This is a genomic window from Rhizobium sp. Root1212, from assembly GCF_001424985.1.
Lineage (GTDB): Bacteria > Pseudomonadota > Alphaproteobacteria > Rhizobiales > Rhizobiaceae > Pararhizobium.
The window spans coordinates 116,363-137,031 of sequence record NZ_LMDA01000024.1 but is presented as its reverse complement, the minus strand read 5'-3'; the positions used below and the strand labels follow the sequence as shown (position 1 = coordinate 137,031).

The window sequence follows — 20,669 nt, the reverse complement described above, 5'->3', positions numbered from 1 at the left end:
TTGCCGGGACGGCATGATTTTTTGAAGGGACCGGCTTTAGGCTGGTTCCGCGGTCATAACAAGGCTGGCGTTCTGGCCGCCGAAGCCGAAGGAGTTCGACAGGACGGCGGAAACCTGTTTGTCGCGCTTCACGTTCGGCACGACATCGAGAACGATGGCCGGGTCGGGGTTCTGGTAGTTGATGGTCGGCGGCAACGTGCCGGTCAGCATGGTCTGCAGCGAGAAAACAGCCTCGACTGCGCCGGCCGCCGTCAGCGTATGGCCGATCATCGACTTGTTGGACGACACCGGGATCGACGGCAGCTTTTCGCCGAAGACGGCCGACATGGAGAGATATTCCATCTTGTCGTTTTCCGGCGTCGAGGTACCGTGGGCGTTGATATAGCCAATATCCGCTTCGTCGATGCCGGCATCGGCGAGCGCCGCGCGGATCGTCGCGATCGCCGGTCCGCCATCCGGCGACGAGCGGGTGCGGTGGAAGAGGTCGGCCTTTTCGCCGCAGCCCTTCAGGATACCATAGACGCGCGCGCCGCGGGCAACGGCCGCTGCCAGCGATTCCAGCACCAGCGTCGCGGCACCTTCAGCGATGACGAAGCCGTCGCGATCCTTGGTGAAGGGTTTTGACGCCTTTTCCGGCGGATCGTTCTGGGTGGAAAGGGCCGAGAGCAGCGCGAAACGGATCAGCGCTTCCGCACCGACGGAGCCATCGGTCGCGACAGTCAGCGCCCGGTCGGTGCGGCCCTGACGGATCGCCTCGACGCCGAGCTGGATGGCCGTTGCGCCGGAGGCACAGGCCGTCGAAAGCGTCACGGGAAGCCCGCGGGTGCCAAAACGATCGGACAGACGCTCGGAGATAGCGCCGAACAGTACGGCTTCATGGAAGACCGGATCGGGACGCTCGCGCATGGCGGCGAGGAAACGGTTGTAGGCATCGCCAGCCTTTTCGGACGGGCCGGAGCGGTCGGCAAGCTCGAAACGGGCGCTCCATTCCGGTTCGATCGGCGGGGCCGCGAGGAACAGCGGGCCATTGAAATCGCCGGAAATGCCGGCCTGCGCCAGAGCTTCCAGCGTGGTTTCGCGGGCCATAGCATAGGAGCGCTCGACAGCATTTGCGGCCGGCAACTCAATGAAATCGACCGTGCCCGAGATCTTCGTCGAAAGGCCTTCCGTCGGGAAGCGGGTGATCTTGTGGATGCCCGATGTGCCGGATGTCAGGGCTGCCCAGTTGTCCTGCAGGCCCTGCCCCAGCGAAGTGATGACACCCATGCCAGTGACGGCGATGATCGGGCGGCCGAGGTGATCCTTGTAAGCGTCGCTCATGGCATTCGCTCCTTATTCCGCAGAAAGCACGGCGACGCCTTCGCCGCGTGCATGGCCGATGGTGGTGACGACAGCCGTCTTCGGCTGGCTAGCAAGCGGCTTTTCCGCCGGATCGAAAGGCGGAACCTTGGCGCCGGCTCCGAGCGTCAGCGCCGCGAACGCGAGACCGAGCGGAAACTGCGCCTCAAGCCCATGGCCGACAAGGCCGCTATAACCGCGCAGCGCCGCCTTCGGCAGATTCGCCTCGACAAACGCTTTTTCACGGGCTGCCAGATCGGGGAAGCCGGTGGTGCCGGAGAAGACGACCGTATCGGCCGCATCTACAGCTGCCGCCGCGAGCGTTTCAAGGCGCGCTTCAAGCTTGCCTTCATCGCGCTTGCCGCGATCGCCGCCGATATCATCGATGGTCGCATAGATGCGGGCGTTGCGGGCCTCGGCATGCTCACGCGATTCCAGCACCAGGAAGGCGCCGACCGAACCGAGGATCATGCCGCCGCTTTCCGGACGCGACCAGATCGGGCTCCAGCCATCGAGCGCATGGCCCTGAATGGCTTCGATCAGCAGGATCATGTCCAGACGCTCGGCCGAGAAAGCGCCGCCGACGAGTGTGTGGGTGGACTGGCCCGCCTTGATGCGGGCAAAGGCGGTCTCGATGGCCGAGATACCCGCCGCTTCCTCGCCCATGAAGGTGCGAGACGAGCCGGTGACCTTGTGCACGATCGAGATATTGCCGGCGAGCAGATTGGAGAGCTGGGCGAGAAACAGCGTCGGGCGCAGCTCCGTCGTCAGCTTCTCGTTCAAAAGCTGTTCGCGGTCGTTGCGCTTCAGGGCCTCATCGACGATCAGCGAATCGACATTGATATCGCGCTCGCCGCCGCCGGCAGCGACGATCATGTCCATGCTGCCGCAGGCATCGAGATCGTCCTTGAGGCCGGCATCATCAAGCGCGAGGCCGGCGGAGAAGACGCCGAGGCGCTGCCAGTTTTCCATCTGACGCTGGTCGCCGCGCTTGGCGATCTGTTCGGACCAGTCGATGACCGGCAGCGGATGCACCGGATAGGGCGCGAACCGCTCGGTCTCGACGATCGCGTCCGGCGCCTTTTCGGCGCTCAGAAGCGCCACATGCGGCGCGATGCCGACACCCTGGCTAGTGACGATGCCGACGCCGGTGATGACGACGTCGTTAGGAGACTTCTGCTTGACCGGGGACATGGCTACTCCTGTGGCCGTGCGGACAGGGCATCGAACAGCCCCACCTCGCCCGCGCGCTTCTTGACGATCGGCCCGAGCGGCACCTGATCGAAGGGAATGGTGCGCAGTTTCAGCTGCGCATCGCAGATCTTCTTGCCCGCAGAGGTGATCTTCGCCTTCACGACGGCAAAGCCGGAGCCGTCATGCTCAAGGAACGCCTCGATATCGAGCACCGCTTCCGGCTCGACGAAGGTGCGCATCTTGGCGCTATCGACGGACATCAACAGCGGCATGGCGGCAAAATCGGTGGCGGCAAGCACGAGGAAGCCGCAGGCCTGCGCCATGGTTTCGATCAGAAGCACGCCGGGCACGATGGGATAGCCCGGAAAATGGCCCTCGAAAACCGGGCTCTTGGCCGGCACCACCGAACGGGCGGTGAGCGTGCGGGCCGAAAGATCGACCGTCTCGACGCGATCGATCATCTGGAAATATTCAAGAAGCATCTGGGTCCAACGTATTCAGGCCCGGCGGCCAACGACGGCTTTTCAAAAAAGTGCGCGCAAGACGCAGGCATAGTCGTCAAGTAAAAACGCAAATGCCGCCTGTCAAGCGCAACGCGCGACAGGCGGCATGGATAAAGTCGCTTCACGCCTTGCGGCGGTCTCAGCCCTTGGCGGCGCGCAGATCGTCGATCTTGGCGCAGAGGTTCTTCAGGACGAAGTATTCCTCGGTCGAGGCCTTCCCTTCGTTGACTTCCTGCGTCCACTGCTCGAGCGGGATCTTGATGCCGAATTCCTTGTCGATCGCAAAGACGATGTCGAGGAAATCGAGGCTGTCGATGCCGAGATCGTCGATCGTGTGGCTTTCCGGCGTGATCGTCTCGCGATCGATCTCGCTGGTCTCTGCGATGATGTCGGCAACCTTGTCGAATGTAGCTGTCACGCCCATAACCTCTTTCGTATTCGTGTTGCGCGCACCTATAGGTAAATGACGGGCAAAAGCCAATGGGTTTGCGCGCAACGAAGCTGCGTTTTGGCTACGGTGTTGCTAAAACAACCAAGCTTTCGCGTCAGCGGGTGATGACGATGCGGGTGTTCTTCAGCCCCACGCCCTGCGCCATCGAGAAGAACTCGGCGGCATTTTCCGGGTGCAGGCGCACGCAGCCATGGGAAGCCGGGCGTCCCAGCCGCTTCAAGTCGAAAGTCGCATGAACCGCGTAACCGCCGTTGAAGAACACGGCATAGGGCATCGGCGCATTGTCGTACTTGCGCGAGCGGTGATCGCGGGAAAGCCATTTGGCGCTCCAGCTGCCCTGCGGCGTGACATAGCCCTTGCGGGCGGTCGAAACCTTCCAGCGATAGCGGACGATGCCGTTTTCACTGACGGTCATCTGCTGCTGCGACAGGCTGATCTGGGCAACAAGGTTTGCGGCGGATGCCGGGGCGGAAAAAAATGAAACAGACAGAACGGCCAGGGCGGCCATAATAACGCGGCGCATTTCGGGTCCCTCTCTTACAATACGATCCCTTGGAACAGTATATTTGAGACCTATAAAGTAAGCAGGATGACAGACACTTAAGCCGGATGGAAAATAAGGCGTTAATCTGTAGGGCGGTTTCGCCACACTTCAGAGGGCGGAGAAGACCACCGCCAAGGCGAGCACCGGGGCAAAAAGCGCCGCCCCCGCCCCATGAAAAAGAGCGACGCCATCCTCGATATCGATCAGATTTGCGACCGGCCGGCCGGCGCCGTTGATCATCGGCTCATCCACGCGGGCGCCGCCATAGATACGCGGCCCCGCAAGCTGGATATCGAGCGCGCCCGCCATCGCCGCTTCCGGCCAGCCGGAATTGGGCGAACGATGCAGCCCGTGATCGTGCAAGGCCGTCTCCAGCGCATTGCGAGCCTGCAGGCGGCCGAAGCGGCCCCAGGCGCCGATGGCGATCAACAATGCCGAAAGCCGGGCCGCCGGCAGATTGGCGAGATCGTCGAGCCGGGCAGAGGCCCAGCCGAAGGCGAGATATTTCGGGCTCTTGTGGCCGATCATGGAATCGGCGGTGTTCAGCATCTTGTAGGCAAACAACCCCGGTAGGCCGAGAAGCGCATACCAGAAGGCAGGCGCCACGACGCCATCGGAAAAATTCTCCGCAAGGCTTTCGATGGCGGCGCGGCAAACGGCGGGCTCGTCCAGCGTTTCGGGATCGCGGCCGACGATCATCGAAACCGCGCGCCGGCCGCCGGCCAACCCATCGGCCCGCAGGCCATGGGCGACGCGGATGACGTGATCCGACAGGCTTTTATGGGCAAGGAAGATGGCGACGGTGATGGCTTCGAGAAGCCAGCCGATAGGACCGAGCGGCAGGAAGATGCGGTGGATTGCCGCCCCCGCAAACAGGCTTACCGCGAGAAGCAGCACAATCGTCACGACACCCGCCAGCCTGCGCTGATAACAGCTGAAACGATCGCGGTTCAGTGTCGCATCGAACCAGCCGATCGCCTTGCCGAAGAGCACGACCGGATGCGGAAACCGCCGCCACAGCCAATCGGGATCGCCAACGCGCCGATCAAGCAGCAGACCCGCAGTCAGAATGAGAAGCGCCGTCATGCCGCGATCTCGCGGAGCGCCTGCGTCAATGCCCCGGCAAAATGCGCATCGGCGGCTTCATCGGACGCGAGGCCGATTCTGAGCCAGGTGGGCGCGTAGTCGAAGCGGCGCGTCAGTACATGCCGGCGGCAGAGCGCCGTTTGGAGCGCAACGGCCTCGGGATGTTTAACGAGCGTGAAAAGCGGCGTCCCTCCGAGCAGGGCAAGCCTGGCATTTTGCAGCACGCCATCAAGCGCCTGCTTGCGCTTCATGATCGCCGTGGAAATCGGGCTCGTATCCTGCCCCATCAGGCCGGCCGCGATGACCAGAGCCGGGCCGGAGACCGCCCAAGGACCGAGCCATTCACGAAACGAGGAGCGGATATTTTCCGACGCGATAACGAAGCCGAGCCGCAAGCCCGCAAGGCCAAAGAACTTCCCGAAGGACCGAAAGACGATCAGCCGCTCATGCCTTTCGACCAGCGAGGCAACGCTCGCTTCCGGCGATGTATCCCCGAATGCTTCATCGACCAGCAGGAATCCATCCTGTACCGCAAACCGCTTTGCCAGCGCTTCCAGCACATCCGGCGCAACCACCCTGCCCGTCGGGTTGTTCGGATTGACGACGATCAAAAGGGCATGTTCGGCCGAAACAGCATCGAGATCGGCAATCTCATCGACAGCAAACCCGGCGGCGCGCAGGACGCGACCGTATTCGCCATAGGTCGGCCCGAGAATGGCGACGCGGCGGCCGGGGGCAAGCAGGCGCGGCAGAAGCTGAATCACCGATTGCGTTCCCGGTACTGCCAATGGCGGGATGGCGCCACTGCCATAATAGCCACGCGCAGCTTCGCTTGCCGCATCGAAGCGATGCCGATCCGGCAGACGATGCCAGGCGGACTGCGGGATATCGGGCAGGATGACGGGATTGGGATTAATCCCGGTCGACAGGTCGAGCCAGTCCGAGGGCGCACCACCGAACTGCAGCGCCGCCTCGGTGATGCCGCCGCCATGGACGATCGGCGCGGGGCTCACGCATCCCCCCTGTCGATCAGATGCAGGAAGGAACCCGCCACCTGTTCGCGGCGAAGACCCATTTCGCCGAGCCCATTGCCAGCCGCATCCGTCGCCGCGAAGAGGCGATCGGCCGTCCCTTCTGACAGGATCGTGGCGTAGTGGAACTCATGCGTCATCAGGGGTCCTTGGAAGAACAGGCTGTCCAGCGGCTCGGCGCGCCGGTAGCCGAGATGGCGGCGGCGTTCAAGGAAGCTGGTTTCAAGCGGCAGGAAACCGAGCATTTCGTAACGCCCGCCATCGGCCGCGACAAGCCCCTCGCCGAGAACCATATAGCCGCCACACTCCCCGAAAATCCGCGCTCCCCGCGTCCGCGCAGCCTTCATGCCAGCCCGGAAGCCGGTGGCCGCCGAAAGCGTGCCGGCATGAAGCTCAGGATAGCCTCCGGGCAGATAGACCGCATCAGCATGCTCGGCCGGACCTTCGCCGGCAAGCGGAGAAAAGAACGAAAGCTCAGCCCCCTGCCGCCGCCAGCCTTGAAGAAGATGCGGATATGCGAAAGAGAAGGCGATATCGCGGGCGATGGCAATCTTCTGGCCGAGGGGAGCAATCGCGGCGACACCGGCCGCCTGCCGGCGCGGCGCCGTTCCGGCAATCGCCATGAGGGCATCGATATCGATCCCCTCTTCCACCAGAGCCGCCGCCCCTTCGATGAAGGCATCGAGCCCCGCATACTCCTGCGCCTGCACGAGGCCCAGATGCCGTTCCGGCATCGTCAGCCGCGGGTCGCGCATCAGCGCGCCCAGAACCGGCATGCCGATCGTCTCCAGCGCGCCGCGCAGCATGGCGGCGTGACGTTCGCTGCCGACCTTGTTGAGGATGACGCCGGCAACGCGGATATCGCTGCGGTGGGTGGCATAACCCCGCACCAGCGCCGCGACCGAATGGGCCATCTTGCCGCAATCGACCACGAGCACCACCGGCAAACCGAGAATCGCCGCAAGATCGGCTGCCGAACCCCGGCCATCCATCGCCGCATCGAAGAGGCCCATCATAGCCTCGATGACGAGCATTTTTCCGCCGGCTTCGGCCGCTTGCGCGGACAGCAGCGCCGGGCGCATCGCCCAGGGATCGTAGTTCAGGCAGGTTTCGCCGGACGCGGCAGCATGGAAAGCGGGATCGATATAATCCGGCCCGGCCTTTCCTGGCGACAACGCGACGCCACGGCGGCGCAGGGCGCGCAACAGGCCGAGCGTCACCGTCGTCTTGCCGGAGCCGGAAGCCGGCGCTGCGATCAGGATGCCGCTCACGCAGGGTCCTTCATAAAACGGCCGTCCACGCCCTCGCTCGTCAGCGCGCGACCATCGAGCGCGCCCAGCCAATCCAGCGCCGGCCGCAGCCGCACGACCTCGCCGACGACAACGATGGCCGGCGGTTCGATACCCGCCGCCTCCGCATCGGCCTCGGCCGTAGAAAGCGTGGTCTCCAGCACCGTCTGGTCAGGTGTTGCGGCGTTGCAGACGAAGGCGACCGGCTCATCGGGCTTGCGGCCCGCCGCAATCAGATTGCGGGCAATCTGCCCGATATGTTTCATCGCCATATACATGACGATCACAGGTGAACCGCGGGCAACGCCCTCCCAATCGATGCGATCCGGCACAAGACCGGAGGAATCATGCCCGGTAAGGAAGGTCACGGCATGGTTGACCTCCCGGTGCGTCACCGGAATGCCGGCATAGGCAAGCCCGCCGATGCCGGCGGTGATGCCTGGCACGATGCGGAAGGGAATACCATGCTCGACCAGCGTCAGCGCCTCTTCGCCGCCGCGCCCGAAGACGAAGGGATCGCCGCCTTTCAGCCGCAGCACGCGCTTGCCTTGGCGCGCCAGTTCGACAAGGCGCAGAGAAATATCCCGCTGTTTCGGCGATGGCTTGCCGCCGCGCTTTCCGGCAAACTCCAGCGCGGCGCCGGGCCGAGCGAGTTTCAGGCAATCCTCGTTGACGAGCGCATCATGGACGATGACATCGGCCTCAGACAGCGCATGGGCCGCATGCAGCGTCAAAAGCCCCGGATCGCCCGGCCCCGCACCCACGAGCCAGACGCTGCCTGCTTCGATAACCGGCAGGGATTGGAAGAGGCGGTTCATGGACGTGCACTTTCAAGATCACGAGTAGTTACGGCAATCTCCCCCTTCTCCCCCACGGGGAGAAGATGCCCGAAGGGCAGATGAGGGGGTGTCTCCGCAGATTCCGAGCCAGCCGGGCCCCTCATCCGGTCCTGCGGGCCACCTTCTCCCCGCTGGGGAGAAGGGAAAACAAGCGGTTGGCTTGTCGAAGAAACAGCCGTTGAATCGCTTTGTGAAGACTCGGATTCACCTTGCGAGGCGATAAGGGCAACACCCTGAAAAAATTCGGCAATCGCCACCGTGGCCTGCCGCGATTTTAGCTTCGGAACGATCAGCTCAGCCGCATTGCCGCCACCAGCCAAGGCCGCCGCCTCGGCGACCCCGTGGCAGCCCGTATGGGTAAAGACGATGTCCGAGGGATGGACGAGCCGCGGTGTCAAAGCTTCAAGCGTGGAGGCGGAAAAGAATGTGAGAGGCGCCCCGAAATGCCGGGCGGCAGCGGCAATCGCCGGCTCGTCCTTGCGGGCCTCGATGGAGGTTACCAGCGCCACATCGCCGGCAGAGCGGCCACACCGGGCAAGAGCAGTTTCAGCAAGCGCGATGACCTCCGCGGGGTCGGCGCCGCGCTCGCAGCCGAGGCCGAGCACAAGTCCCGCCCGGACGTCTTTCAGCTCTGCCATTCCTCGCTCCCACGATAATCGTTTGCGAAGCGTCTGGCCGCCTCGACAGCTCCGATAAAAGCCCCCTCCAAGGTCGGCCGCGTCGGACATCTCTCCGGTCCGCCGGGCGGACGCTATCGCATATGTCCCGGTTCTATCCCCTCGCCCCGAACGGGTCAAACCGGATTGCGCCATATCCGGCAGCAGGAGCGGCATTTGCCGATCGCGCTTTGCATCTGGATACGATATCTGCCAAACCACGGCCTCCCCGCATCTCTATTTCCTTTTTTGAGTCCCTCCCTTGCTCGTCGAACTGACCTATCACACGCTGCTTTTGTTGTTCCTTGCCGCCTTCGTCGCCGGCTTCATCGATTCGATTGCCGGTGGCGGCGGGATGATGACCATTCCGGCCATGCTGCTGGCGGGCATTCCGCCGCTCGAAACGCTCGGCACCAACAAGCTGCAGGCGCTGTTCGGCTCGCTCTCCGCCAGCATTGCCTATGCGCGCGGCGGCCATGTCAACCTGAAGAGCCAGTTGCCGATGGGAGTGATGTCGGCCTTGGGGTCTGCCCTCGGCGCGCTTTTGGCAACCGTGGTACCGGGCGATGTCCTGAAGGTGGGAATGCCCTTCCTGCTCGCGGCGATCGCACTTTATTTCGCCGTCAAGCCCAGCCTGAGCGATATCGACCGGCATAGCCGCATGACGCCCTTCCTGTTTTCCCTGACGGTGGTGCCGGCCATCGGCTTTTACGACGGCGTCTTCGGGCCGGGCACGGGCTCGTTCTTCATGCTGGCCTTCATTTCGCTGGCCGGCTACGGCGTGCTGAAGGCAACGGCGCACACGAAATTCCTGAATTTCGGCTCGAATATCGGCGCCTTCGCCGTTTTCGTCGCCTATGGCGTGATGCTGTGGAAGGTCGGGATCATCATGGGCGTGGGCCAGTTTGCCGGCGCGCAGCTCGGCTCGCGTTTTGCGATGAAGGCCGGCGCCCGCCTCATCAAGCCGCTTCTGGTGATCTCGTCGCTGGCGCTCGCCATCCGCCTGCTGGCGGACCCGAGCCATCCTATCCGGATCTGGCTCGGGGTCTGAACCTTTAGAACTCGACGCCCTTCTGCGCCTTGATGCCGGAGCGGAAGGGATGCTTGATCAGTTCCATCTCGGTGACGAGATCGGCGGCCTCGATCAGTTCTTCCTTGGCGTTGCGGCCGGTGAGCACAACGTGGGTCATGTAGGGCTTTTCTTCCTTCAGGAAACGCACGACTTCGGCCACGTCGATATAATCATAGCGCAGCGCGATGTTGATCTCATCGAGCAGCACCATCGAGTTACGCTCGTCAAGGATCAGCTCCTTGGCTTTTTCCCAGGCCTTCTCAGCCATGGCGACGTCGCGGGCGCGGTCCTGCGTTTCCCAGGTAAAGCCCTCGCCCAGCGTGTAGAACTGGCAGGTATCGCCGAAATTCTTTTCGATCAGGTCGCGCTCGCCGGTATCCCACGCGCCCTTGATGAACTGCACGACAGCGCAGGGCATGCCATGGGCGATGTGGCGGAAGATCATACCGAAGCCGGCGGTCGACTTGCCCTTGCCCTTGCCGGTGTTGACGATCACCAGACCCTTTTCATCGGTCTTGGTCGCCATGATCTTTTCGCGGGCCGTCTTCTTCTTGGCCATCTTCATGGCATGGCGAGCTTCGTCGTGCCCGGTTTCGGTGCCGGTTTCCTGTTCGTCGGTCATCGTCATCTCCCTCAACTGTTCATCAATTCCAGGCCGGACAAGCCTGCCAGATCAAACCGCGCCGAATTGGAGCGCGGCGACCAGAAACCCCGGTCGATAGCCCCAAGCAACCGCGCACTCATCTCGCGAAGGGCGGCCGGGTTTTTGTCTTCCATGAAAGCGCGCACCCGCTCATCCATGACGAAGGCCTGATAGACGGCCTCGAAATGCTGGCTGCGAACCGCACCTGTCGTCGCGGCAAAGGCAAAGAGATAATCGACTGTCGCCGATATCTCGAAAGCACCCTTATAGCCGTGGCGCATGACGCCCTCGATCCATTTCGGGTTGACCACGCGCCCGCGCAGAACGCGGCCGATCTCCTCTTCCAGCGAGCGGATCACCGGCTTTTCCGGCCGGGAATGGTCGTTGTGATAGATCGTTGGCCGGCTACCACCGAGCTTTTCCACGGCCGCGCTCATACCGCCTTCGAACTGGTAGTAGTCGTCGCTGTCGAGCAGGTCGTGCTCGCGGTTGTCCTGGTTCTGGACGACGGCCTCGATCGAGCCGAGCCGGGTTTCGAACAGGCCGCGCTCCGCACGCCCGTCCTCGCCTGCGCCATAGGCATAGCTGCCCCAGGTGAGATAGGCTTCGGCAAAATCCGCACGATCCTGCCAGCCATCTTCATCCATAAGGGCCTGCAACCCTGCGCCGTAAGAGCCCGGCTTGGCGCCGAAGACACGGTAGGACGCACGGCGTGCCGCCTCCTTCTCCGCCATGCCGCCCGCCACCAGATCGGCGGCATCGGCGCGCATGCGGGCAGCAATCATGTTGTCCGCGGCATCCTCCTCCAAGGCGCCGATGGCGCGCACGGCGCTGTCGAACAGCGCGATCTGCTCCGGGAAGGCATCGCGGAAGAAGCCCGAAATGCGCAGGATCACATCCACCCGCGGACGGCCGAGCATGGCAAGCGGAATGATCTCATAGCCGGTGACCCTGCGCGACATCATATCCCAGACGGGTTTTGCGCCGATCAGCGCCAGTGCCTGGGCGATATCGTCGCCGCCGGTTCGCATGTTGGAGGTGCCCCAGGCGGTGAGACCGAAGGACGTCGGCCATTCGCCATGATCCTGCAGGTAGCGGCGGATCAGCAACTCGGCGGATTTGCGGCCGAGTTCGTAGGCCGCTGGCGTCGGCACGGAGCGGCTGTCGACGGAATAGAAATTACGGCCGGTGGGCAGCACATCCGGCCGGCCGCGCGTCGGGGCACCGGAAGGACCGGGCGCGACGAAGCGACCGTCGAGCCCCTGCAGCAGGGCTTCCATCTCGGCAGGACCGCAAGCCGTGATGGAAGGCACGATGCGCGTCAGCACCTCCTCCAGAACCAGAGCCGTATTTTGCCAATCCAGCGGGCAAAGAGCCGCGCCTTCGACAAATTGCTGCGCGATCAGCTCGATGCGCTCGACCGTATCGCCGACCGTGCGCCAGGGAGCATCGGAAACCGACTGCAGCAGCGCATGCCGCATGCTTGTCCACGGCGAAGCCATCGCGCAATCGAGAGGGTCGAAATCGGCATTGTCCGGGCAGGCATCGGCGGCGATGGCGCGGTTGAGGCTCTGCTCCCGCCCCTCGCCGAGACCGCGCGGCACGCGGGCGAGCGCAACGGCGAGGTCGGTCAGCAACCGCCCCTCCGGGGCCACGCCGAAAATATGCAGGCCGTCGCGGATCTGCATTTCCTTGAGGTCGCAGAGATAGGCGTCGAGTTTTTCCAGCGCCTTGTCCTCGGCATCGCCCGCTGCAATGCCGGCATCGGCATCGAGGCCGATGTCGCGGACCAGATCGAGGATCTGGCGGCTGAGCAGCCGCAGCCGGCGCGGATCGCCGCCGGAAGCGTCGTAATATTCATCGACCAGCGCTTCGAGGTCCTTGAGCGGCCCGTAGGTTTCGGCGCGCGTCAAAGGCGGCGTCAGGTGATCGATGATGACGGCGGCGGTGCGGCGCTTGGCCTGCGTGCCCTCGCCCGGATCGTTGACGATGAAGGGATAGAGATGCGGCGTCGGGCCGAAGATCGCTTCCGGGTAGCAGGTCTGCGACAGCGCCAGTGCCTTGCCCGGCAGCCATTCGAGGTTACCGTGCTTGCCCATGTGGATGATGGCGTCGGCGCCGTAACTTTCGCGCAGGAAGGCGTAGAAGGCGATATAGCCATGCGGCGGCACGAGGTCCGGCGCGTGATAGGTTTCCTTCGGATCGATATTGTAGCCACGGGCCGGCTGGATGCCGACCAGCGTTTCGCCGAAACGCGACAGCGGCAGCGCGAAGACATCGCCAAGGACAAACGGATCGGCTTCCGGCTCGCCCCAGCGCGCCGTCACTTCGGCTTGAATCTGTTCGGGAAGCGCCTCGAAGAAAGCCTTGTAATCCTTGAGTGAAAAGGTCTCGCGGATTTCGCGGCTCTTGTCGGCCGAATTCGTCGGCCCGGCCATCAGGTGGCGCATCAGCGCATCGCCGTCTGCGGGAACATCCGAGACGGCATAGCCGGCCGCCGCCATCGCCCGCAGCGTTTCGATCGTGCCGGCGGGCGTATCGAGGCCGACGCCGTTGCCGAGCCGGCCGTCGCGGTTGGGATAATTGGCCATGACAATCGCCACGCGCCGGTCGTCCGCAGAACGACGGCGCAGCCGCGCCCAGTTGACGGCAAGCCGGGCGGCGAAACGCACGCGATCGTCAAGCGGTTCGTGGCCGACGATATTGGCCTCGACGGCCTCGTCATAGATGGCGGCAGCCTTGAAGGACACGGCCCGCGACAGAATGCGGCCATCGACCTCGGGCAGCGCCACGTTCATGGCGAGATCGCGCGCCATCAGCCCCTGCGGCGAGGCTTCCCAGGCGGCACGCGACGAGCCGGAGAACACCACCTGCAGCACGAGTGCACCGGACGCCTCCAGCACCGTCGGCGGACGATCGGCACCGGGCGCGGAAACGGCAAAGCCGGTGGCGTTCATCACCACATCCGGCGGCGTCTCGGCAAAGATCGCTTCGAGGGTGCCGACGGAAACCGCATCCTTGAGGCTTGCGACGAAAACCGGCAGCACCCCCATGCCTTCGGCCTCGAGGGCAGAGATCAGGGCTTCGACCGGGCGGGTCTCGCCGCTCTGGACGAGGGCGCGATAGAAGCAGATGGCGATCAGGGGCCGCACTGCATTCGCGGAGACCATACCCCCCTCTGTCAGCCCTTTCCAGGCTTCGATGCCGACAACACCCTCACCCGGCCACCAGATGCCGGCCTTCAGCAGAGGCGCCGCAGGCTCCGGTTTCTCGCCCCCGGACACCAGCGCCCCGGCATAGGTAAGGAAGCGCGCCATATTATCCGCGCCACCCTCGGTGAAATAAGCCCAAAGCGCATCCCTATCCGCCGACGCGACCGTCGAGAACGGCTCGATACCGGGATCGGGCTTGTCGTAACCCGGCAGTACCGCGATCTGAAAACGATGGGTGACCGCAGCAGCATGCAGAGCTTCAAGAACATACTGAAAATAGCTCGCGCCCCCGAGCGCCCGCACGACGATCAGCTTCGCATGCCGGGCCGTGCGTTCGACGTAGGTATCGACCGACATCGGATGCTTGAGGCTGAGCAGGCTCGCGACCCGCACGCTTGCCCCGCCATCACGGCCGCGGCGGGCGGCGGCAACAGCCGCAAGTTCGGTATCGGCCGCCGACAGGAACAGGATATCGCCCGGCGACTGGCCGAGATCGATCGCCTCCTCGCCATCGGCGATGGTGCCTTTCTGCGCTAGGAGAAGATGCAAGGCATGCCCCCTCGTGCGCTCGCCTTTTCACAGGCTTGCGCCGCTATCGAGATATGGAACTGCCCTGCGGTCATCATCATACCGCTGCCGCAATCGCCGCGCGCACGGCGGCTTCATCCATGTCATGCAGGCCGATAACGACCAGGCGGGTGCCACGGGTTTCGCTCGCGCCCCAGGCACGGTCGAAATACTGGTCGATGCGGCTACCGACAGCCTGGATCAACAGGCGCATCGGCTTGCCGGGCACATCGGCAAAGCCCTTGAGGCGCAGGATATCATGGGCGGCGATGACTTCCTTCAGCCGGCCAATGAAGGCCGGCGGATCGGCAATCGAGCCGAGTTCGACTACAAAGCTGTCGAATTCGTCGTGATCGTGCTCCTCGCCGTTTTCATGCTCCAATTCGTGATGGGACTTGCGGTTGGCGATGTCGTTTTCCGTGCCGACGCCGAGGCCGAGCAGCACGGCGGCGGAAACCTCGCCGTTCTTCGCCTCGATCATCGTCGGCTTGCGGTGGGTACGCGATTCCACTTCCTTGCGAACGAAGGCAAGGCCGGTGGAATCGAGCAGGTCCGTTTTGTTGAGGACGATGAGGTCGGCAGCCGTCAGCTGGTCCTCGAACAGTTCCTCGATCGGGCTTTCATGGTCGAGATTGTCGTCTTCGACACGCAGCGCATCGACCTTGTCATGATCGTCGGCAAAACGACCGGCGGCAACGGCGGCGCTATCGACGACGGTGATCACACCATCGACGGTGACCTGCGTGCGGATATCCGGCCAGTTGAAGGCGGCGATCAGCGGCTGCGGCAGCGCCAGACCCGAGGTCTCGATGACGATATGATCCGGACGGTTGTCGCGGTCGAGCAGCTTCGTCATGGTCGGAATGAAATCGTCGGCAACGGTGCAGCAGATGCAGCCATTGGTCAGCTCGATGATGTCGTCTTCGCTGCAGGCTTCGGCACCGCAACCCTTCAACACGTCGCCATCGACGCCGAGATCGCCGAATTCGTTGATGATCAGCGCGATACGACGTCCCTGCGCATTTTCGAGAATATTGCGGATCATCGTCGTCTTGCCGGCGCCGAGGAAGCCGGTGATGACGGTGGCCGGAATCTTGCCGTGGGCGGCGGTGGATTTGGAAGTCATGATCAACCCTTCATTTTCAGCGGCAATCCGGCCGCGATAAAATACACCTCGGCGCACTGCGCCGCGACAGACTGGTGAAGCCGCCCGGCATGGTCGCGGAAGTCCCGCGCCATGCGGTTTTCCGGCACGATGCCGAGGCCGACTTCATTCGAAACGAAAACAACGCGCGCCTTGAGACGCGACACAAGATCGACAAGACGCGCACATTCCGCAGGAATAGCGCGCTCATCCAGCATCAGATTGGTGACCCAGAGCGTCAGGCAATCGACCAGCACGGCGCGATCCGGCGCATCAATGGCGGAAAGCTTGCCCACGAGATCGACCGGCTCCTCATGGGTGATCCAGCCCTCGCCGCGCTGCTCCTGATGGGCGCGGATGCGCTCGCGCATCTCGTCGTCCCAGGCGCGGCCGGTCGCGATATAGTGGAGCCCAAGCCGGCTTTCGGTGACGAGATTTTCAGCAAAGGAAGATTTGCCGGAACGGGCTCCGCCCAGCACCAGCACGCTACGCGATGTCATGAGCCCGCCTCGGCCTCACGCCAGCGGCGAACAAGCGCACCGCAACGGCGCGCGAAAATGTCAGGAGCCAAGACAACCTCCGTGCTGGCATCGGGAGCGATGCTCCCTTGGGTCGGGCGGATGCCCTTCTTGGACGGCAGGTCTCCTGGCTCACGGCGCCACGCGCCAAAAAGGCGCGAACGGGCCCGCCTCGCCTTCCCGAAGGAGCTTTCACGAAAAGGCGGACGATTCGTAGAAGAAGAGGCGTCCCACCCCGGCTGATCGTGACAGTCTTCAGTGGCTTTTCCGGCATGGCGTTCGACCGGCGCCGGCCGCACCATGCGACCCATCCGCCCGTCTCTTGCCCGCCGGATGGCGGACCCTGACCGTTCTACAGTCGCGGGGTCGGCTGCGATGGGGATGCCCTGCTTGGGTCCATCCTTTCGCATTCCCATTTACTCCCGAAAATGCTCCGCATCCTCGGGAACCATCCATGGCCGATGATTAGGCTTTCGGTTGGAATGTGTCAATCAGAGCGCTATGTGGTGCCGCGCCCGAAAGGGTCACAAGATTGTCTTGAGCTGATGCTTCGTTGAACCGATGAAAATGCCATTCTCCCTTTCGAAATTCGACCTGCGCCGGTTGGGTTTCCTGTCCGTGCTCCTCGATATCGGCCGCATGCGCGCTTTTGCGCGGAGCAGCGAACTCGGGCTCGTCGCCGCAGGCCTTGCCGTCGGCGTCACCTCGGGGCTTGCGGTCTCGCTCATGAGCTGGATTTCAAGCGGGCTGCACCAGCTCATTTTCGGAATTAGCGACGACCAGCGCCTGAGTGCAACGGATTTCGGCGCCGACCGCACCGTGCTTGTGGCGCCGATTCTCGGCGGACTGGTACTCGGCCTCGTCCTCTTCATTCTGACAAAGTGGCGCAAGCGCCCGATCGTCGACCCGATCGAGGCGAACGCTCTTCATGGCGGGCGGCTGTCCCTGACCGACAGCATCATCGTCGCGGTGCAGAACCTGATCTCCAACGGCTTCGGCGCGTCCGTCGGGCTGGAGGCGGGCTATACGCAGCTTGCCTCGGGCTTCGCCTCCAAGATCGGCGTTCTCCTGCAATTGCGCCGCTCGGATCTGCGCGTGCTGCTCGGCTGCGGCGCAGCCGGCGCGATCGCCGCCGCTTTCAATGCGCCGCTCACCGGTGCCTTCTACGCCTTCGAACTGATCATCGGCTCCTATACGATCGTCTCACTGACGCCGGTCGTCGTCTCCGCCCTGGTCGCCAACATCGTCGCGCAATATCTGTCGAGCGGCGATTTCACCATCGATGTCGGCTCCTTCGGTTCGGTCGCGACGGCGGACTATCCGCCGGCCCTCCTGCTCGGCGTTTTCTGCGCCGCCATGGGTATCCTGATCATGAAGGGCGTGTCGCTGACGGAAGAGGTGGCGCGCAAGAGCGCGATCCCGTCTATCGCGCGCCCGGCCCTCGGCGGCATCGTCGTCGGGCTGCTGGCGATGATTTCGCCGCAGGTGCTTTCGGCCGGCCACGGCGCCCTGCATCTCAACCTGTCGAACGAGACGACCATCCCGATGCTCATCAGCCTGTTCCTGCTGAAATCGGTCGCGTCAGCCGTCTCGATCGGCTCCGGCTTCAGGGGTGGCCTGTTCTTCGCCTCGCTGTTCATGGGCGCGTTGCTGGGCAAGCTCTTCGCCTATAGCGCGCCCTATATCTTCGCCCATGCGACGCTGACACCGGTGATCTATGCGGTCGTCGGCATGAGTTCGCTCGCCGTCGCCGTCATCGGCGGGCCGCTGACGATGACGTTCCTCGCTCTCGAAATCACCGGCGACTTCCCGATCACCGTGCTGGTGCTGGCGGCTGTCATCACGTCATCACTGGTGGTACGCACGACATTCGGCTACTCCTTCGCCACCTGGCGTTTCCATCTTCGCGGCGAGAGCATTCGCAGCGCCCACGACGTCGGCTGGATCAGGAACCTCACCGTCAACCGGCTGATGCGCACAGATGTCCGAACCGCAGGCTCGGACCTGTCGCTCGATGCCTTCCGCCGCGACTTCCCCCTCGGCTCGACGCAGCGTGTCATCATCGTCGACAAGGACAACCGCTATATGGGCCTGGTACAGGTGGCGGAGGTCTATGCAAGTCCGACGGAGGAAAAGGGCGAAACGAGCCTGGGCTCCTTCATCAAGCTCGCCAATGACTTCCTGCAACCGACGATGAACGCCAAGCAGGCGGCAGCCCTGTTCGACAAGACGGAAAGCGACGCGCTGGCCGTGGTCAACAACCTCATCGAGCGCCGCGTCATAGGCCTGCTGACCGAAGCGCATACACTCCGCCGCTACAGCGAAGAACTGGACCGCAGGCGGCGCGAAGCCTCGGGCGAACTCTGAAGTCTCAGCGCCCCATCAGCCCATCCAGCCAGCGCGGATCGAGCACCGCCTCAAGCTCGGCTGCGACATCGTCCAGCGCCGCATCCACGGACTGGCGATAGTTCGCTCCGCCGCCGGTGATGCCGAAGCTGCGCAGCAGCGCCGCGCGATAGGCATCGCTGGAGAAGAGCCCATGCAGATAAGTGCCGGAAATGCGCCCATCGGCGGAAACCGCACCATCCGCCCGGCCGTCGATCAACACGGCGGGACGCTCGCAATCCGCGCCCGTTGTCCGTCCGAGATGGATTTCGTAGCCACTGAGCTCGACATCGTGAACCACCGACCAGGCGCTGGAATTGCGCACCGTCTTTTCCGGCGCCATCTCCGTCTCGACGGAAAGCAGCCCGAGCCCGGCAACCTCGCGCTCCGTCCCCTCGATGCCGAGCGGATCGGCAACGCGCCGGCCCAGCATCTGATAGCCGCCGCAAATGCCGATGACATGGCCGCCGCGCCGCACATGGGCGTCGAGATCGCGATCCCAGCCCTGCGCACGAAAATCGGCGAGGTCAGCGATCGTCGCCTTGGAGCCGGGGATGACGACCAGCCCCGCATCGGCCGGCAGCCGGTCGCCAGGCCGCACGAAGACGAGATCGACCTCCGGCTCCGCCGCCAGCGGATCAAGGTCGTCGAAATTGGCGATACGGGCAAGCACCGGCACCGCGACCTTCAGCGCCGCTCCCCGGCCGCGCGCCAGCCGCTCCAGCACCACCGAATCCTCCGCCGGCAGCCGGCTTGCGGCCTTCAACCACGGCACGACGCCGAAAGACGGCCAGCCGGTGAAACGCTCGATGGCCGCAAGGCCGCTGTCGAAAAGCGACACGTCGCCGCGAAACTTGTTGATGAGATAGCCGGTGATCATGCGCCGGTCTTCCTCCGGCAGGATTGCATGCGTGCCGACCAGTGAGGCGATGACCCCGCCCCGGTCGATATCGCCGACCAGCACCACCGGCACGCCGGCGCGGGTGGCAAAACCCATATTGGCGATATCGCCGGCCCTCAGATTGATTTCAGCCGGCGAACCCGCCCCTTCGACGACGATGAGATCCATCCCCGCCCGCACCGTCTCGAAGCTCTCCATGACTGCGCCCATCAGCTTCGGCTTCAGCGCCTGATAGTCGCGCCCCTTGGCCGCACCCGCGACCTTGCCCTGCACGATTATCTGGCTGCCGGTCTCCGATTGCGGCTTCAAAAGCACCGGGTTCATATGCACGGACGACGGTATGCGCGCGGCCATGGATTGCAGCCATTGCGCCCGGCCGATCTCGCCGCCGTCATCGGAAACGGCAGCGTTGTTCGACATATTCTGCGGCTTGAACGGCGCAACCTTCAGGCCGCGATTTGCGGCCAGCCGGCAGAGGCCGGCGACGAGTACCGTTTTTCCGACATCCGAGCCGGTTCCCTGAAGCATGATGGATCGTGTCATGGTCTCCTCGTAGCATTGCCCTCAGCCTCTGCAAAGCCATGTTTTGCCGCAATTCTGCCGCCTTCCCTCACAGCGGAAGGAGCACCCGAGACGGTCGAGCTATGCACCCTGCGCATAGTGTTCAGAAAGCGACATAACGTGACGAAATCGGCCTTGGTTTTCGGCCGGATCGAGCGTATATCCCGCCCATCGAAATCACCGGGGCGCGGGTCGCCCCACACCCAAGGTCGCAACTGCCATGCTGTTCATCTTTTCCAAGCCCAATTTCGTCCAGATCGCATGGAACGCCTGCGCTCCGCGCGGCCATTCGCGCGTCCGCAACACGGAAATGTCGGCCCCGCTCGGCCCGCTGAGCTTCGTGCGCACCCGCAGCGTCGGCTGATCTTTTCTCCGCAATCACTCCCAAAGTGAAAACTTGTGCCGTATCCCCTCGGGGATACGGCATTTTCTTTGCGCCCTTTTCGGCTGACGACAGCTATGGGAAGAGCCCAAAACGCGAAAACCGCACGTCCGGGCCCGGAAACGTGCGATTTGCCAAAAAAAACGCATGGCCTGACTTGCGTCAGTACACCGTCCGGGACGCAATACCTGATCCGGCCGGGCAGCGAGTGTCCCCCGCCGCAGGACGACAATTAGCCTGACAGGGTTACCGGATCGTTATGATCGGCAGCCGGACGTGAGAAAATCGGTATTTTTTCAATTTTTTTTCGTCAGTCGAAGAAATCGCGTCCGATGTGCAGAAAATCTCGCCAG

At 63.6% G+C, this 20,669-nt stretch carries 17 protein-coding genes, 1 pseudogene and 1 riboswitch; of the genes and pseudogenes, 3 read left to right on the top strand and 15 right to left on the bottom strand.

The features are described 5' to 3' along the window. Positions 1–36: 36 nt before the first annotated feature. The 10 genes and pseudogenes from ASC86_RS20465 to ASC86_RS20420 form a co-directional block, all read right to left on the bottom strand. The gene (locus ASC86_RS20465; protein ID WP_056325551.1) at positions 37–1,320 is read right to left on the bottom strand and encodes a beta-ketoacyl-ACP synthase; all 1,284 of its coding nucleotides are present in this window, start codon (positions 1,318–1,320) and stop codon (positions 37–39) included. Between the two features lie 12 nt (positions 1,321–1,332). Next, a complete protein-coding gene (locus tag ASC86_RS20460) occupies positions 1,333–2,532 on the bottom strand; it encodes a beta-ketoacyl-ACP synthase (protein ID WP_056325549.1) in 1,200 nt (399 codons plus the stop codon). 2 nt (positions 2,533–2,534) lie between these two features. After that, on the bottom strand, positions 2,535–3,014 hold the full coding sequence (locus tag ASC86_RS20455) for a 3-hydroxyacyl-ACP dehydratase FabZ family protein (protein WP_056325546.1): 480 nt from the start codon (positions 3,012–3,014) through the stop codon (positions 2,535–2,537). A 160-nt stretch (positions 3,015–3,174) separates the two neighbouring features. Then, entirely contained in the window at positions 3,175–3,459 is a 285-nt protein-coding gene (locus ASC86_RS20450) for an acyl carrier protein (RefSeq protein WP_156387137.1), read from the bottom strand. 121 nt (positions 3,460–3,580) lie between these two features. After that, positions 3,581–4,009, bottom strand: coding sequence for a L,D-transpeptidase (locus ASC86_RS20445; RefSeq protein WP_056325542.1), 429 nt, complete (start codon positions 4,007–4,009; stop codon positions 3,581–3,583). Positions 4,010–4,138: 129 nt separating this feature from the next. Next, entirely contained in the window at positions 4,139–5,116 is a 978-nt protein-coding gene (gene cbiB / locus ASC86_RS20440) for an adenosylcobinamide-phosphate synthase CbiB (RefSeq protein WP_056325538.1), read from the bottom strand. Continuing rightward, positions 5,113–6,129 carry a threonine-phosphate decarboxylase CobD gene (gene cobD / locus ASC86_RS20435; protein ID WP_056325537.1) on the bottom strand — a complete coding sequence of 339 codons (1,017 nt, stop codon included), beginning with the start codon at positions 6,127–6,129 and terminating at the stop codon, positions 5,113–5,115. The genes cbiB and cobD overlap by 4 nt, the downstream gene beginning before the upstream one ends. Next, positions 6,126–7,418, bottom strand: coding sequence for a cobyrinate a,c-diamide synthase (locus ASC86_RS20430; protein ID WP_056325533.1), 1,293 nt, complete (start codon positions 7,416–7,418; stop codon positions 6,126–6,128). The genes cobD and ASC86_RS20430 overlap by 4 nt, the downstream gene beginning before the upstream one ends. Beyond that, the gene (cobA, locus tag ASC86_RS20425) at positions 7,415–8,254 is read right to left on the bottom strand and encodes a uroporphyrinogen-III C-methyltransferase (protein ID WP_056325531.1); all 840 of its coding nucleotides are present in this window, start codon (positions 8,252–8,254) and stop codon (positions 7,415–7,417) included. The genes ASC86_RS20430 and cobA overlap by 4 nt, the downstream gene beginning before the upstream one ends. Positions 8,255–8,505: 251 nt before the next feature. Next, positions 8,506–8,913 (bottom strand): annotated as a pseudogene (locus ASC86_RS20420) (cobalamin biosynthesis protein); the annotation flags it as partial. 280 nt (positions 8,914–9,193) lie between these two features. Here ASC86_RS20420 and ASC86_RS20415 point away from each other — a divergent pair. Next, on the top strand, positions 9,194–9,982 hold the full coding sequence (locus tag ASC86_RS20415) for a TSUP family transporter (RefSeq protein WP_056325528.1): 789 nt from the start codon (positions 9,194–9,196) through the stop codon (positions 9,980–9,982). A gap of 4 nt (positions 9,983–9,986) precedes the next feature. On the opposite strand, the gene cobO is transcribed toward ASC86_RS20415, so the two are convergent. The 4 genes from cobO to cobU all read right to left on the bottom strand — a co-directional run bounded on the left by cobO (position 9,987) and on the right by cobU (position 16,069). Then, a complete protein-coding gene (cobO, locus tag ASC86_RS20410) occupies positions 9,987–10,625 on the bottom strand; it encodes a cob(I)yrinic acid a,c-diamide adenosyltransferase (RefSeq protein WP_056325526.1) in 639 nt (212 codons plus the stop codon). An 11-nt stretch (positions 10,626–10,636) separates the two neighbouring features. Next, on the bottom strand, positions 10,637–14,407 hold the full coding sequence (cobN, locus tag ASC86_RS20405; RefSeq protein WP_056325522.1) for a cobaltochelatase subunit CobN: 3,771 nt from the start codon (positions 14,405–14,407) through the stop codon (positions 10,637–10,639). Between the two features lie 76 nt (positions 14,408–14,483). Next, complete coding sequence (cobW, locus tag ASC86_RS20400; protein WP_056325519.1) at positions 14,484–15,551, bottom strand: cobalamin biosynthesis protein CobW; 1,068 nt, start codon at positions 15,549–15,551, stop codon at positions 14,484–14,486. A 2-nt stretch (positions 15,552–15,553) separates the two neighbouring features. Then, a complete protein-coding gene (cobU, locus tag ASC86_RS20395; RefSeq protein ID WP_056325516.1) occupies positions 15,554–16,069 on the bottom strand; it encodes a bifunctional adenosylcobinamide kinase/adenosylcobinamide-phosphate guanylyltransferase in 516 nt (171 codons plus the stop codon). A gap of 117 nt (positions 16,070–16,186) precedes the next feature. Then, positions 16,187–16,555, bottom strand: a riboswitch (cobalamin riboswitch). A 171-nt stretch (positions 16,556–16,726) separates the two neighbouring features. Here cobU and ASC86_RS20390 point away from each other — a divergent pair. Further along, positions 16,727–18,454, top strand: a complete 1,728-nt coding sequence (locus ASC86_RS20390) for a chloride channel protein (RefSeq protein ID WP_244477668.1) — start codon at positions 16,727–16,729, stop codon at positions 18,452–18,454. A 4-nt stretch (positions 18,455–18,458) separates the two neighbouring features. Here the strand turns inward: ASC86_RS20390 and ASC86_RS20385 are convergent, their stop codons facing one another. Continuing rightward, a complete protein-coding gene (locus ASC86_RS20385) occupies positions 18,459–19,916 on the bottom strand; it encodes a cobyric acid synthase (protein WP_056325515.1) in 1,458 nt (485 codons plus the stop codon). Positions 19,917–20,154: 238 nt separating this feature from the next. Here ASC86_RS20385 and ASC86_RS26300 point away from each other — a divergent pair, with 238 nt between their 5' ends. Next, positions 20,155–20,298: a hypothetical protein gene (locus ASC86_RS26300; RefSeq protein ID WP_200943839.1), complete on the top strand. Its 144-nt coding sequence runs from the start codon at positions 20,155–20,157 to the stop codon at positions 20,296–20,298. The last annotated feature ends 371 nt before the right edge of the window (positions 20,299–20,669 follow it).

What these genes read in the sequence shown, in the direction of transcription:
- ASC86_RS26300 (WP_200943839.1), top strand. Translation starts at nt 20,155, where the DNA reads ATGCTGTTCATCTTTTCCAAGCCCAATTTCGTCCAGATCGCATGGAAC.
- cobO (WP_056325526.1), bottom strand. Translation starts at nt 10,625, where the DNA reads ATGACCGACGAACAGGAAACCGGCACCGAAACCGGGCACGACGAAGCT.
- ASC86_RS20460 (WP_056325549.1), bottom strand. Translation starts at nt 2,532, where the DNA reads ATGTCCCCGGTCAAGCAGAAGTCTCCTAACGACGTCGTCATCACCGGC.
- cobU (WP_056325516.1), bottom strand. Translation starts at nt 16,069, where the DNA reads ATGACATCGCGTAGCGTGCTGGTGCTGGGCGGAGCCCGTTCCGGCAAA.
- ASC86_RS20455 (WP_056325546.1), bottom strand. Translation starts at nt 3,014, where the DNA reads ATGCTTCTTGAATATTTCCAGATGATCGATCGCGTCGAGACGGTCGAT.
- cobW (WP_056325519.1), bottom strand. Translation starts at nt 15,551, where the DNA reads ATGACTTCCAAATCCACCGCCGCCCACGGCAAGATTCCGGCCACCGTC.
- ASC86_RS20445 (WP_056325542.1), bottom strand. Translation starts at nt 4,009, where the DNA reads ATGCGCCGCGTTATTATGGCCGCCCTGGCCGTTCTGTCTGTTTCATTT.
- cbiB (WP_056325538.1), bottom strand. Translation starts at nt 5,116, where the DNA reads ATGACGGCGCTTCTCATTCTGACTGCGGGTCTGCTGCTTGATCGGCGC.
- ASC86_RS20385 (WP_056325515.1), bottom strand. Translation starts at nt 19,916, where the DNA reads ATGACACGATCCATCATGCTTCAGGGAACCGGCTCGGATGTCGGAAAA.
- ASC86_RS20450 (WP_156387137.1), bottom strand. Translation starts at nt 3,459, where the DNA reads ATGGGCGTGACAGCTACATTCGACAAGGTTGCCGACATCATCGCAGAG.
- ASC86_RS20465 (WP_056325551.1), bottom strand. Translation starts at nt 1,320, where the DNA reads ATGAGCGACGCTTACAAGGATCACCTCGGCCGCCCGATCATCGCCGTC.
- cobA (WP_056325531.1), bottom strand. Translation starts at nt 8,254, where the DNA reads ATGAACCGCCTCTTCCAATCCCTGCCGGTTATCGAAGCAGGCAGCGTC.
- ASC86_RS20390 (WP_244477668.1), top strand. Translation starts at nt 16,727, where the DNA reads ATGCGCGCTTTTGCGCGGAGCAGCGAACTCGGGCTCGTCGCCGCAGGC.